Here is a 15029-nt window from a genome sequence, read left to right as displayed (position 1 = left end):
AGGTTTAGTTGTAATAGAAATAGTAAATAAATGAACGTTGATTTCAGTTTTAGCATAAAACAGATGGTGTTACTATTCTGCTTGATTTCAATTTTAACGTCTTGCCAAAATCAGAAAGTTAACAGTAATTCAGAAAAAAAAATCAGTCTTGAAGCAGGTTTTAAAAACCCACCACAAGAAACCAAACCCAGAACATGGTATCACATTAATAGTGGTAATGCTTCAAAAGCAGGATTTACTAAAGATTTAAAAGCTATAAAAGAAGCAGGGATTGGTGGGGTTTTAGTGTTTAATGTGTCTATGGGTTTGCCAGAAGGCGATGTAAAATACAACTCACAAGAACATCGAGATATTTTAACACATGCTGCCAAGGAGTGCGAAAAACTAGGATTGAGTTTTGGGGTTCACAATTGTGATGGTTGGACCTCTAGTGGTGGGCCTTGGGTTGCCCCAGAAAATGCCATGAAAGTTGTCGTTAATAGTCAAGTGATTGCAGAAGGTGGTAAGCAAATCAACCTAAAATTACCACAACCACCAGCAAGACATAATTTTTACAAGGATATTGCTGTTTTGGCATATCCAACTTTAGAAACGGAACTGATTGACGAGAGTGTAAATCCTGTAATAACATCATCAGATAAAGGGTTTAATGCAGATTTAGCCTCCGATAAACAAACCAATACTCATGCCGATTTAAAGGCGAACCAATGGGTGCAATACGATTACGGGAAACCACATACGCTTCGTTCTATGAATGTTTTTATCAATAAGCGTAAAGGGAGGTTTACCTTATTAAAATCGAATAATGGTATTAATTTTACAGTAGCGCACAAACCTAAGGAAGAACGTATTGGAAAAGACGAATGTTATTTCTATGAAAGTTTTAAACCTATTACAGCGCGTTATTTTAGAATAAAAACCGAAATGGATACGGGTATTTATGAGATGCAACTTTCGGCAAGTCCAATGTTAGGAAATGTAATGGAATACACGTCATACAGAAAAAATAGACGCCCTATTACTAAAGCAGATGTAAATGCTTACATTAAAAAAGAAGACATCATTGTGTTAACCGATCAAATGGATGCAGATGGTGTGCTGAGAGCGACACTACCCAAAGGAAATTGGACCATTATGCGTTTTGGGTTTACGGCTTCAGGGGCTACCAACGAACCAGCATCTGATGAGGGTACAGGATTGGAAGTGGATAAATTCAGTAAAAAAGCTTTAAAAATACACTACGATGCCTTTGTTGGTAAGTTGGTAAAGCAAGCTAAAATTGAGGCGCCAAATGCCTTACAATATGTGGAAATTGATAGCTACGAAGTTGGTCCACAAAATTGGACTGACGATATGGAACAACTATTTAAAGAACGTTTTAAATATGATTTTGTTCCGTTTTTACCATTGTTTGCGGGTAAACATATAGAAAATGAAGCTACTATCGAATCTGTTTTTTGGGATATGAAGCAGTTGGTAAGCGATTTAATGGTAACCAATTATTTCGATTATTTTACAGAATTATGTCATCAAGATGGTTTAATCTCTTATGTGGAACCTTACGGATTTGTGGGGCCTTTTAATAGTTTAGATGCGGGGCGACGTGCAGATATTCCGATGGGAGAATTTTGGTTGGGTAAACCTAATAATCACAAACGGGCTCCAGTATCTTCTGCACATATTTACGGTAAGAATGTGATTTCTGCTGAAGCTTTTACAAGTACCAAATTAAACTGGAGTTTCCATCCAGCGTTAGCCAAACAAAAGGGGGATTACGAGTGGACGAATGGAATTAACGAGTACATGTTTCATCGTTTTGCGCATCAATCGAATACCCATGTAAAACCTGGGATGAGCATGAGTTTTGTAGGCTCGCATATAGACCGCACGCAAACTTGGTGGGACAATGCAGGTCCAGAATGGTTCAACTATTTAGCAAGAGGGTCTTACATGTTACGTCAAGGGAATCCTGTACTAGATGTATTGGTTTTTGTTGGGGATAGAGCACCGAGTCATGTGATTCATGCAAAACAAATGCGACCTAAATTACCAGCATCTTATAAATACGATTGTGTAAATGCAGATGTGATTATCAATCGATTAAGTGTAGAAAATGGGAAACTGAAATTACCCAATGGTATTACATACAATGCCTTGTCTTTGCAACGAAACGATATCATCAATCTAGAAACGTTGAGAGGTATTCATAAATTATCACAACAAGGTGCTTTAGTCGTTGGTAAGAAGCCTCAAAAATTGGGAGGTTATGTTGTAACTGAAGCAATGCAAAAGGAGTTTGATGCATTGGTAAATGAAGTTTGGTCAAGTAAAAGAACCTATAGTTCAGGCGAATGGGAGCAAATTTTTGAAGAAAATAACATTCAGAAAGATTTGATTGTAGAAGGCCAATCCGATTTTAATTTCTACCACAGACGCACTGAAAAGGAAGAAATTTATTTTGTGTATAACCATAATCTAACCGAAACAGAAACGCTAAATTGTAGTTTTCTAGTGGAAGCAAAAGTACCCGAATTATGGAATGCCGAAACTGGAGAAATTACCAAGTTGGTGGAGTACACTACAAAAAATGGAAGAACCGATATTTCCATTGAAATGCATCCTCAAGAATCGGTTTTTGTGGTTTTTAAAGAGGCAGAAACAGTACAACCAAGAGTTACGCTTAATCCATTTAACAATGTATCCAAACCTGCATTTAGTTTAGATGGCGATAATAATTTACAGGCTGAGGTTTTTGAAAATGGAATCTATACAGCTTTAGTAAATGATTCAGAAAATTGGAATATTGAAGTAAACGATATTCTAAATCCTATTGAAATTACAGGCAATTGGGACATCAATTTTAGGGAACAAGACTTTTATAAAGCCACCATACAAACTGATAAATTGTTTGATTGGTCAACACACGATACTGAACAAATCAAACATTACTCAGGAACAACCATTTATAAAACAACATTTAATATTGAAAAAGGAATGTTGCAATCCGACAGACAATTTCAACTCAATTTAGGAGAAGTAAATGTGATAGCTAAAGTACTTGTAAACGGACAAGATATTGGTGTGAGTTGGATAGCGCCTCATACGTTAAATGTGACTGACGTTTTAAAAGAGGGTGAGAATGCATTAGAAATACAGGTAACCAATCAATGGACAAATCGTTTAATTGGTGATGAAAAATTACCGAATCAAACGGGTTATGATGTTAGAAGAGGAAGTCCAGGTTTTGGTGATTCAGAATTTAGAGGCAAGTTTAAGAAAATGCCAGAGTGGTATAGAAATAATGAGCCATTACCAGAAGGACCACGCAAAACATTTAGCGTTTATGGTTTTCAAAAAGCAACAGATAAATTACTGCCATCTGGCTTGTTAGGACCAGTGACTATTACCACTTCAAAAATTATAAAAAGAAAATAAGGAATGAAAAAACTAGCCATTTTAGTTATACTCTTTTTATGTTTTGGGTGTAGTAATCAATCTTTAGAAACCGAGAAGCAAACTGTATCTTTAGAAGAGGGCTTTAAAAATCCACCAAACCAAGCTAAAGCAAGAACGTGGTGGCACTGGATAAGCGGTAATGTTTCTAAATCTGGAATTACCAAAGATTTAGAAGCGATGAAAGCAGTGGGTATTCAAGAAGCACAACTATTCAACGTACACTTAGGTTTTCCTCAAGGCCCTGTAAAGTATTTAAGTGAAGAATGGCTAGACTTGTTTAAATTTTCTGCGGAAGAAGCACAACGTTTGGGCTTAGAAATGGCATTTCATAACAGCGCAGGTTGGTCATCTTCTGGAGGGCCTTGGGTTACTGAAGAACATGCGATGCAAACAGTGGTGTTTAGTGAACTAGCAATTGAAGGAGGAAAAACAATAACCCAAAAATTACCTCGACCAGAGACCAAATTCGATTACTATAAAGACATCGCAGTTTTAGCCTTTCCAAAACCTAACCAAGCTATTAAAATTGATGGCCTAGACTATAAAATGCTTTCTGAACGTGTTCGAAATCATTTATTACCTGATACTAAATCAATTTCAAAAGAAGCTGTTATCCAAAAAGAAGCTATTATCAATCTAACTCCAAAATTATCTGACGAAGGGGTTTTAAATTGGGAAGTGCCTCAAGGCGATTGGGTTATTTTACGATTAGGGCATACACCAATTGGAACAACTAACAGACCAGCACCACCAGAAGCTAAAGGTTTAGAGGTGGATAAAATGAGTAAAAAAGCCCTAGATGCCTATTGGGAAGCTGGTGTACAACCTATTATTGATAAATTGGGTGATTTAATAGGAACAACGGTTAACAATTGTTTAATTGATAGTTACGAAGTAGAAACTACTAATTGGACTACTGGTTTCGATATGCAGTTTGAAAGTTTAAGAGGTTATGATTTAACAGCATATTTACCAACTTTAGCAGGCTATTATGTGGAAAGTGGAGAAGTTTCAGAACGATTTCTTTGGGATTTTAGAAGAACTATTGGCGATTTAATTGCGGAGAATTATTATGCACATTTTGGAGAATTATGTCATAAAAACAAGTTGAAATTTTCTGTAGAACCCTATTGGGGACCTTTTGATAATATGCAAGTTGGTGCTCAAGGCGATATCGTTATGTGCGAATTTTGGAGTGGCGGTTATCCGTTTTTCGATTCGCCAAAATTTGTATCATCCATAGCACATTTAAATGGTAGTGCCATTGTTGGGGCAGAATCTTTTACAGGTATTGGTGGTTGGGACAAACACCCAGCAAATATAAAATCAATTGGAGATAGAGCTTGGGCAGAGGGCATAACCCGTTTCATTTTTCATACGTATGTACATCAACCTTGGGATGTAGCACCAGGGTTGGCCTTAAGTTACCATGGTTTTGATTTTAACCGTTTAAATACTTGGTGGAAACAAAGTAAGGGTTATATGGATTACGTAGCTCGTTCACAATATTTATTGCAACAAGGTGAAAATGTAGCCGATGTTTTAGTGTTTACAGGAGAATCATCGCCAAATACAGGCTTCATTAAACCTGAAATTAAAGCCATGGGTTTTGATTATGATTTGATTGGAGCAAATAAATTGAAAGATTTAACCGTTAAAAACGGAACAATATATTCATCCGTAGGCAATACGTATAAGCTTTTAGTCTTACCAGAATCAGACTTTATCAAACCAGAAACTCTTCAAAAAGTAAAAGAATTGGTAGATGGTGGCGCACAAGTAATTGGCAAAAAACCAATGCAATCGCCAAGTTTGACTAACTATCCAAATTGCGATGAAGATGTAACAACTTATGTTGATGCATTATGGGGAAGTGGTTTGGTAAAAGATATGACTATAGCAAAAGCTTTGGCTAATAAAACAACAGATTTTAAAATTGAAAGCAGTGACCAAACAGATTTGAGTTTTATACACAGAAAGACAGCTGATGCAGATATCTATTTTATAGCGAATGCCAGAAAAGAAGACAGAGAAGTTACAGCGCGTTTTCGAGTGGCAGGAAAGCAACCAGAACTATGGAACTCAGAAAAAGGGACTATAAAAGATGTGGTAGTTTTTAAAGAAAATAAAGATGGGACAACAACAGTGCCGTTATCCTTAGGTAGGGAAGAATCGGTTTTTGTTGTCTTTAAAAAGCCTGTTAGTACTAATCATTTATTAGAAGTTTTAACAGAACTAGAACCTTCTCAAGTAGAACCACTTCCGAATTTAGAAATTGTAAAAGCAGAATACGGTACGTTTTTGCAAGAAGGTTTAATTGATATTACAGATAGAGTTAATAAAGCCATCAAAAATGGCACTTTAGATTTTAAAATGAGTAGGGCTTTTTGCGATTGCGATCCTGCAATGGGCTATAAAAAGGAGTTCAGAATGGAATACCAAATAGGTGATACCAAAAAGCAGATTTATGCTGAAGAACGCGAGCATATTCATATTGACGCTGGAGATAAATCTCTAAAAGTTTTAAAAGCGGTATTTGGAAAATTTAAAGGAGAAACAACGGGTATTCCTCAGCATTATAAAACTTTTGATGTTACCAAAACGATTAAAAATATAGTAAATTCTGGAACTTATGATATTTTGGTGTCTAATCAATTAATTGAAAATAAAATTCCAGAAGGCAATAAAACTGTTTTAAAAATCACTTATAAAACGGATGGAAAAGAACGCACCTTATTTATTCCGAAAGGACAGTTTTTAAAATTGTCTAAAGACACATCAAAACCAACATTAGAATTTAAAAATGATGCCATAAGTTGGACTACACCTTATGCTGGAAAGATAACTTACAAGACTCCGTCAGGAGCAACAAAAACAGCAAAAGTAACATCCGTTTCAAAGCCTATGGAGTTATCAGGTGCTTGGGAAGTTTCTTTCCCAATAAACTCTGAAGCTTCAAAAAAAGAAACGTTTCCTAGTTTGATTTCGTGGACGGATGTGCAAGACGAAGCGATTCAAAATTTTTCAGGAACAGCATCTTATAAAAAAGAGTTTGTGTTATCCGAAGAGATGATACAGCCGAATAAAAGTGTAACCTTAGATTTAGGTAGTGTATCCGTTATTGCAGAAGTCATAGTTAACGGCAATAATATTGTATCTTTATGGAAGGCCCCTTTTAGAGTAAATATTGATGAATTTGTGAAAGAAGGGAAGAATACTTTAGAAGTTAAGGTGACCAATTTATGGACCAATCGATTGATTGGTGACGAAAAACTAAAATTAGATTATCCAAGACAAGGCAAGCGTGCAAAGCCACTTCCGGATTGGTTATTAAATCATACAGAACGACCATCGAAAAGAACAACATTTGCCAGTTGGAATCACTATAATAAGAATGATGATCTGCTAAAGTCTGGTCTGCTAGGGCCTGTAAATCTTATATTTTTTGAAACCGTAAAACTAGAAAGTAATGATGAATAAATATTTGGTTATAAACTTAATGATTTGTTTTTGTTTGTTGAGTTGTGCCAATAATGCCAAAGAACAAAAGACAATTGACGCGGATAGCGAAATGGTAGATTATTTTGCCGATAATGGTTTTGGCAATGCGGTGGCCATTGTGCAACATCCATCAGGGGTGTATCACAAAGGTATTACTTACGTGGCTTACCAAGGTACATTGGAAGATCCTTATGTGGCTTCATACAATCATACTACCAAAGAATGGAAAGGCCCTTTTAAAGTAGGCGTTAGTGAAATGGGGAAAGACCCAAACCGTAAAAAGAAAATAGACAATCATGGGAAACCAGCTATTCTTATTGATGATGCCGACTATATTCATATTGCTTTTGGAGGTCATGGAGGAACCCGAGAAGATGGAGACAATCCATTAGGAAATCATCACTACGGAAAAAATTTACACGCCGTTTCTAAAAACCCTTTAGATATTTCAGAGTGGGAAACACTAGATAATATTTCATTGTTTGGAACTTATAGTCAGTTTATTAAAATGGATAATGGTGATATATACCTGTTTTATCGCCACGGTGCACACAGAAGTAATTGGGTATACCAAAAATCAACTGATAATGGTAAAACATTTGAGGAGCCAGTTTCATTTTTAAAGCATAAGCGTAGAACAGAGATTGAAGCCGAAGATTCTTGGTATCCATGGTTAAGCAGAGGTAATGGAGACGATATTATTGTAGCATTTGATTACCACATTTGTAGAGACAATAAAAATGCACAAGACCCACGTGGGCATATTCCAGAACGACACAACCTATATTATATGGTTTTTAATACCAAGACAGGGGAATGGAAAAATGTTAAAAATGAATCTTTAGAAATGCCTTTGACCAAGGAAATGGCTGATGAAAAAGCAGTGGTTAGGCAAATACCTAATGATTGGACCTTTCAAGGGATAGCAGATGTTGATCCAAATGGCAATCCACATGTTGGTGTTTTGGTTGGACCTGACATAGGCGAAAAAAGAAGTGGCCCTAAACGTTTACAACTTTTTAGATGGGATGGACAAGCGTGGTTACAAAGTGAGAATACAGATCTCCCGAGAGGGAATGGGGATTTAGAAGTAACATCAGCAAAAGAAATAAGCGTATATCTAGAACATGAAGGTAGTGGCGATGTTGGAGAAATATGCCGATGGGATAGCTCTGATGGAGGCGAATCGTTTAAAAAGAGTAAAGTGTTTTTGCAACGAAAACACTCAGGTTTTGTCATTTCATCACTTATTGATAATCCACACCCTGATGCTAGAATTATCGTAGGGGAAAAAGTATCAGGGACTGATTTTAGAAACATGTATTTGTTAGGAGATAGTGGGCCCATTCAGCGTTTAAAAAGTGAAGCCGAAGTTTTAAAAAATAATAAATAACAAAACAATTAAGTAACAACGATGCACAAATTGAACAAACTAGGTTATATTGTATTATTGCTAATATGTTTCTCCTGTGGAAATAAAACCAAAACATCAGAAGCAAAAACCCAAGAGTCTGATAAGACAAATCAAACACCAAACATTGTTTTTATTCTTTCCGACGACCAATCATGGACAGATTATAGTTTTATGGGGGATGAAAATATAGAGACTCCAAGAATAGATCAATTTGCATCTGAAAGTTTAACCTTTACGCAATCCTATGTGCCAACACCATTATGTTCACCTTCTTTGGCAACAATCATTACAGGCTTATATCCTAAAGACCATGGTATTTTAGGAAATGATAAGGTTTACGATCGCGTAAAAGGAGACCGTAAGGCAAGTCAGAAGAATAGAGCGGAGGCTTATAAGCCCATCATCTCAGCTTTTGAAAAGCAAACTACACTTCCTGATATGTTAAAAGAAAAAGGCTATTTGTCGTTCCAGACAGGAAAATGGTGGCATGGTAACCACAAAATTGGGGGCTTTGATGATGGTATGACACATGGTGACCCAAATAGAGGTGGTCGCCATGGAGATTATGGTTTAGAAATTGGAAGAAAAGGTTTAGATACGATTAACAGCTATGTGGATCTGGCATTAAAAGAAAAGAAACCCTTCTTTTTATGGTATGCACCATTTTTACCTCACAGACCGCATACACCACCACAACGTTTATTAGATAAGTATTTGAAAAAAACAGACTCAGAGCATTTGGCTAAGTATTGGGCCATGTGCGAGTGGTTTGATGAAACTTGCGGACAGTTATTTGATATGTTTGAAGAAAAAGGCTTAACAGAAAACACACTTTTCGTTTATGTATGTGATAATGGATGGAGACAAGATCCTACAAAAAGTGGTTATATGAAAGATTCTAAGCGCGCACCTTACGATATGGGAATTCGTACGCCAATTATGTATAAATGGAAAGGGAAAATCACCCCTAAAATGGATAAAAGTACAATAACAAGTAGTATTGATATGGTACCAACAGTTCTTGATATTTTAGGCATTGAAAAACCTGAAAATTTACCTGGATTAAGTGTTTTAGATGAAAAAGCGCTAGCTGAGCGTAAAGGTATTTTTGGAGAAGTATATGCACACGATTTTGACACGATTGAAAACAGTATGTTTTATAATATGGCTATTTTTCCGCCGTATAAAATTATTATTCCAGATCCAGTTAGAAAGAAAAATGAAGTAGTACAATTATTTAATATTACCGAAGATCCGTTTGAGAAAAATAATATTGCCGAAAGTCATCCAGAAATTGTGGAGGAGTTGACGGCAAAAATTACTGCATTTAGAGCTGAATAATTCAAATTGTAATAAAGAAATATTCAGATGAAGCGTAGAGATTTTATTCAGTTGTCAACCATAACAGGTGTTGGGCTATCGCTTTCAGCAACTAGCTTGTTAAGTTCATGTAACAATGAGATAAAAGAATTTCATTCACCTGAATACAGAAAACTAGTTTTTGATTTACTGAAAGCGTGGTGTGATGGTATGATTAAAATTCAAATCATAAATCCATCAGACCCAGCAATGCACGGACAATTTAAATGTCCAACAGGATGGGTGCACGGTCGCGTTATCGATGCCGTATATCCTTTTTTTTGTATGGCAAAAATCACAGGTGAGCAAAAATATTTAGATGCTGGTATTGCTGTTTTTGAGTGGGGTAAAAATGTAACCAAACCTAATGGGGCTTGGACTAATGATGTAGATCCTAATTCTTGGGAGGGTACGACCGTTTTTGCAGCTATTGCGTTAGCAGACACATTAAAGTTTCATGGCGATTTAATAGATGAAACGAGAAAAGAACGCTGGTATAAGCGTTTAGAGCAGGCTATTGAGTTTGTGTATAATAGATTTCATGTTGTGGGGAATTCTAATATCAACTATAGCGCTACCACAATTTATGCTTTGTATTTGATTGGCAATATGCTTAACAATACAAAGTATATAGAAAGAAGTAAAGATATGGCAAATCAGATTAAAAGCCATTTTTCTGAACCTAATGCCTTACTTTTTGGCGAAATTCAAAATAAGAATAAAAAAGCCTTGAGTCCCAAAGGCTTACCAGGGATAGATTTAGGTTACAATATAGAAGAGTCACTAAACAATTTAGTGTTGTATGCTTTAGAGGCTAAAGATGACGAGCTTTTACTAGTGCTTAATAAATCTTTGAATTCCCATTTGCAATTTATACTGCCAGATGGCGGAATAGATAACAGTTTTGGTAACCGCATGTTTAAGTGGACCTATTGGGGCAGTAGAACGAGTGATGGTATGCAACCTGCATTTATATTTATGGCAGGGGATAATCCAGCTTTGGGAACTGCTGCAATCAAGAATACGGAATTGTTAAAACAATGCACCAAAGATGGGTTGCTGTACGGTGGCCTTCATTATGTATCACATGGTGTTGAGGCTAGTGTGCATCATACCTTTGCACATGCTAAACCATTAGCCACTATTTTAGACCATTGGGACCATATACCTAAAATTGATACCTCCACGCCATTACCAAGAGCAGTGGCAGATGGAGTAACATATTTTAAAGAGTTAGATGTATCTTTATTTGGCAAAGGCGATTGGCGCGGAACGGTATCTGCTTATGATTCCGTTTACAGTACCAGAAAAGATGTAAGGCAAGCTACAGGTGCTTCGCTTTGTACCTTATATCACATGAAAGTGGGGTTATTGTGTGCCACTAGTTTAGCAATTTATAAACTACTAGAAGCGCATAATCAACAGGAGCAACCGGGAGAGGATTTTGCGCTAACCCCGAGAATTGAAACGTTCAAAGACGAAGTTTGGTATACCAATTTATTTGATTTACAAGCCACTTTTACATCAAAAGATGAAATGGGTAGTTTGGAATACAAGGCTAATGCACAACTAAAAAATGAAGACTTTGAAGCGATAACTGAAACAGCTTCTAATTTCAATTTAACTTATATTGTCAATTCTGAAAAATTAGAAATTATTGTCGCTACAAATGAGGTCATAAAAACACCGACCGCTTTTGTATTGCCAATAGTATCGCCAACAGGAGAAAAAGTTACACAAGTTTCAGAAAATGAAATTATTATTGAGAAACCTGATGGGGTAGTAAAAATCACTTCAAGTTCAGTTATAAAAATAAAAGACACACCCAAAGAAAGGCTATTTAATATGGTGCCGGGTGCAGAAGCAGTGCCATTAATTATGTCTTTTGAGGATAAAAATCAAGTTAAAATTGCAATTCAAGTTATTTAAAATCACATGAAATATATTGTCAGCATAAGCCTACTGTTCATTTCATTTTGCACATTTGCGAATCAACCATTATTACAGAATACTTACTTAAGAAACGGACAAAGCCTAAACGGCAGGTGGCATTACATCGTAGATGTTTATGAAACGGGTTATTATAACTACAGAATGGAACCTCATGATGGTACCGAAAACCCCGGTTCTAGTGCCTACTTTTTAAATAAAAAACCACAAAATAAAACCGATAGGGTAGAGTACGATTTTGATACAGCACCAACTATGGTTGTTCCTGGTGATTGGAATTCACAAGAAGAAAAGTTGTTTTATTACGAAGGCACCGTTTGGTATAAAAAGACGTTTAACGTTGAAAATTATGATACTGCTAAACGTTACTATTTGCATTTTGGAGCAGTAAACTACAAGGCAGATGTGTATTTAAATGGCAAGAAATTGGGCGTGCATGTTGGTGGTTTTACACCATTTAATTTTGAAATGACGCACCTTTTAAAAGAAAAAGACAACTTTTTAATCGTAAAAGTAGATAACAAGCGTGCTGCTGATGAAGTACCAACTTTAAGCACGGATTGGTGGAATTATGGCGGTATTACCAGAGATGTTACTATTTATGAGTTAGATGACACTTTTATAGAAGATTATAAAATTCAACTAACTAAAAATAACAATAAGGAGGTTTCTGGATACATTCAATTAAATGGAGAAAATAAGGGAAATCAAAACGTTAGCCTTTCCATCCCAGAATTAAAAATAAATAAATCTTATACAACGGATGCTAACGGATTTGTAGCTGTAAAATTTCCTGTGAAACGTGTGTCGTTTTGGAGTGATACAAATCCTAAATTATACAATGTAAACATTGCTATTTCAAAAGATAACATATCGGATAAAATCGGTTTTAGAACTATTGAAACTAAAGGGAAAGAAATTTTATTAAATGGCGAAAAAATATTTCTAAAAGGTATTTCCATTCACGAAGAAAACGTCATGCGAGGTTGTAGAGCTTGGTCTATTGAAGATGCTAGGGTTCTGCTAGGTTGGGCAAAAGAATTGGGCTGTAATTATGTGCGTTTGGCGCACTATCCGCATAATGAGAACATGATTCGTTTAGCCGACCAAATGGGTATCTTAGTTTGGGAGGAAATACCGGTGTATTGGACCATTCAATGGACAAATCCGGAAACCTATAATAAAGCAGAAAGGCAGTTGTCAGAATTGATAAGTCGTGATAAGAATAGAGCCTGTTCTATCATCTGGTCTATGGCCAACGAAACGCCTTCATCTAAAGAGCGTTTAACCTTTTTAACCAATTTGGCAACCACGACGAGAAAACTAGATGATACCCGTCTTATTAGTGCTGCTTTAGAAGACCATGGTAAAAAAGAAAACAAAAATATCATGATTGTAGAAGATGAATTTGCTAAGGTTGTGGATGTCCTAAGTTTTAACCAATACTATGGTTGGTATGGTGGTAAAATTGATAACATCAAAAATATTCGTTGGGAAATTGATATCGATAAACCAGTCATTATTTCAGAATTTGGTGCAGGTGCGCTTCAAGGGTATCATGCAGATAATATGACACGTTGGAGTGAAGAATTTCAGGAATTGTTATACCAAGAAACCTTACCGACATTAGCTAAAATTCCAGGAATAAGCGGCATTACACCTTGGACTCTAGTAGATTTTAGGTCACCAAGACGAACCTTAATTCCTTACCAAAATGGCTGGAATAGAAAAGGCTTAATATCTGAAACAGGAAACAAGAAAAAAGCTTTTTATACGTTGCAATCGTTTTATAAAAGCATCAATAAATAACAATATAATAATGAAAAAATTAGTCTTTTTAGGAGCTGTAATTACCTTGTTAATCAGTTCTTGTAAATCCAATGCATCACGGGAGGAAGTTTCCGAAAATCAAGAAACTAAACCAAATGTATTATTCATCGCAGTAGATGACTTGAACAATATGATTGGACCAATCGATAACTTTTCAAACGTAAAAACACCAAATTTTGACAGGTTAGCCAACATGGGGGTAACGTTTACAAATGCGCATGTTCAGGCGCCGCTTTGCGGACCATCAAGAGCATCGATTATGACGGGGTTGCGCCCGTCAACTACAGGTATTTACGGAATGGCACCCGATAATGAAGTGCGTCGAGATGGTAATCCAGCAACAAAAGATATAACCTTTCTTCCAGAGTATTTTAAAAATAACGGCTATCACACTATGGGAATAGGGAAGCTGTTTCATATACATGCCCCAGATAGCCTTTTTGATGAATCTGGAGGACGTGTAAAGGGTTTTGGTCCACTACCAGAAAAACGTTTTGTTTGGGATGGTAGAGGTAAGGGTATCAAAGGAATTCATGGTAAAACAAGTACAGATTGGGGTGCTTTTCCAGAAAGCGACACATTAATGCCAGACCATGCTTCTGCAAATTGGGCAATAGAAAGGTTACAAAGCGAATATGATAAACCTTTCTTTTTAGGCGTTGGATTTTTGCGCGTGCATGTACCGTTATATGTGCCTCAAAAATGGTTCGATTTATATCCTTTAGAATCCATTGAAACACCACCATATAAGTCTGATGATTTAAATGATATTCCCCCAGTTGGCATGAAAATTAACGATTTACCTATGATGCCATCTACAGAATGGGCCAAAGAAAGTGGTGAGTGGAAAAAAATTGTACAAGCCTATTTGGCTTGTGTCAGTTTTGTGGATTATGAATTAGGGCGGGTTTTAGATGCTTTAGAAAATAGTAAATACACCGATAATACCGTTATTGTTTTATGGTCAGACCACGGATATCGCTTGGGTGAAAAAGGAACTTTTGCAAAACATGCCCTTTGGGAAACTGCTACAAAAGCACCATTACTATTTGCTGGACCAGGTTTGCCAAAAGGGAAGAAGATAGATGCACCAGTAGAGATGTTATCTATTTATCCAACTTTGTTAGAGTTGAGTGCCTTACCTGCTTATGAGAGAAATGAGGGCAATAGCTTGGTTGCCATGATGCAAAATGATGAAGGTCTTAGCGAAGCACGGGCTATTACTACTTTTGGAATGAATAATCATGCTATTAAAATGAATGGCTATAGGTATATTCAGTATGAGGATGGTAAGGAAGAGTTTTATGACCATCGTTCCGATCCAAATGAATGGACAAACGAAGCTGAAAACCCTAAATACAAGGTTCAAATAGAAAAAATGAAAGTGCTTTTGCCAACAAAAAATGTAAAATGGGATGCAGCATCTAAATATACATTTCAACCATATTTTGTAGAACAAAAGGCTAGAACTAGTTTAGAGTAAAAAGTTATTGTCTTTCAGTAATTAAAATAAATAAAT

7 protein-coding genes are annotated in these 15029 nt (G+C 36.2%); all 7 read left to right on the top strand.

Going from position 1 to position 15029, the window contains the following annotated elements:
- The first annotated feature begins 63 nt into the window (after positions 1–63).
- Genes E5D58_RS14195 through E5D58_RS14165 form a run of 7 tightly spaced genes read left to right on the top strand, consistent with a single transcriptional unit; the run spans position 64 to position 14993 of the window.
- Positions 64–3435, top strand: coding sequence for a glycosyl hydrolase (locus tag E5D58_RS14195; protein WP_168796700.1), 3372 nt, complete (start codon positions 64–66; stop codon positions 3433–3435).
- A gap of 3 nt (positions 3436–3438) precedes the next feature.
- Positions 3439–6936: a glycosyl hydrolase gene (locus E5D58_RS14190; RefSeq protein WP_136482908.1), complete on the top strand. Its 3498-nt coding sequence runs from the start codon at positions 3439–3441 to the stop codon at positions 6934–6936.
- The gene (locus tag E5D58_RS14185; RefSeq protein ID WP_235835929.1) at positions 6926–8350 is read left to right on the top strand and encodes a BNR-4 repeat-containing protein; all 1425 of its coding nucleotides are present in this window, start codon (positions 6926–6928) and stop codon (positions 8348–8350) included. Before E5D58_RS14190 ends, E5D58_RS14185 begins: the two co-directional genes overlap by 11 nt.
- 21 nt (positions 8351–8371) lie before the next feature.
- Positions 8372–9712, top strand: a complete 1341-nt coding sequence (locus E5D58_RS14180; protein WP_136482906.1) for a sulfatase-like hydrolase/transferase — start codon at positions 8372–8374, stop codon at positions 9710–9712.
- A 27-nt stretch (positions 9713–9739) separates the two neighbouring features.
- A complete protein-coding gene (locus tag E5D58_RS14175; protein ID WP_136482904.1) occupies positions 9740–11659 on the top strand; it encodes a hypothetical protein in 1920 nt (639 codons plus the stop codon).
- Between the two features lie 6 nt (positions 11660–11665).
- Positions 11666–13489: a glycoside hydrolase family 2 protein gene (locus E5D58_RS14170; protein ID WP_136482902.1), complete on the top strand. Its 1824-nt coding sequence runs from the start codon at positions 11666–11668 to the stop codon at positions 13487–13489.
- 10 nt (positions 13490–13499) lie between these two features.
- Entirely contained in the window at positions 13500–14993 is a 1494-nt protein-coding gene (locus E5D58_RS14165) for a sulfatase (protein WP_136482901.1), read from the top strand.
- The last annotated feature ends 36 nt before the right edge of the window (positions 14994–15029 follow it).

The sequence above is a fragment of the Cognatitamlana onchidii genome (assembly GCF_004804355.1).
Classification (GTDB): Bacteria; Bacteroidota; Bacteroidia; order Flavobacteriales; family Flavobacteriaceae; genus Cognatitamlana; species Cognatitamlana onchidii.
The sequence above is the reverse complement of the archived record's forward strand: the minus strand, read 5'-3'. Positions and strand labels throughout refer to the sequence as shown.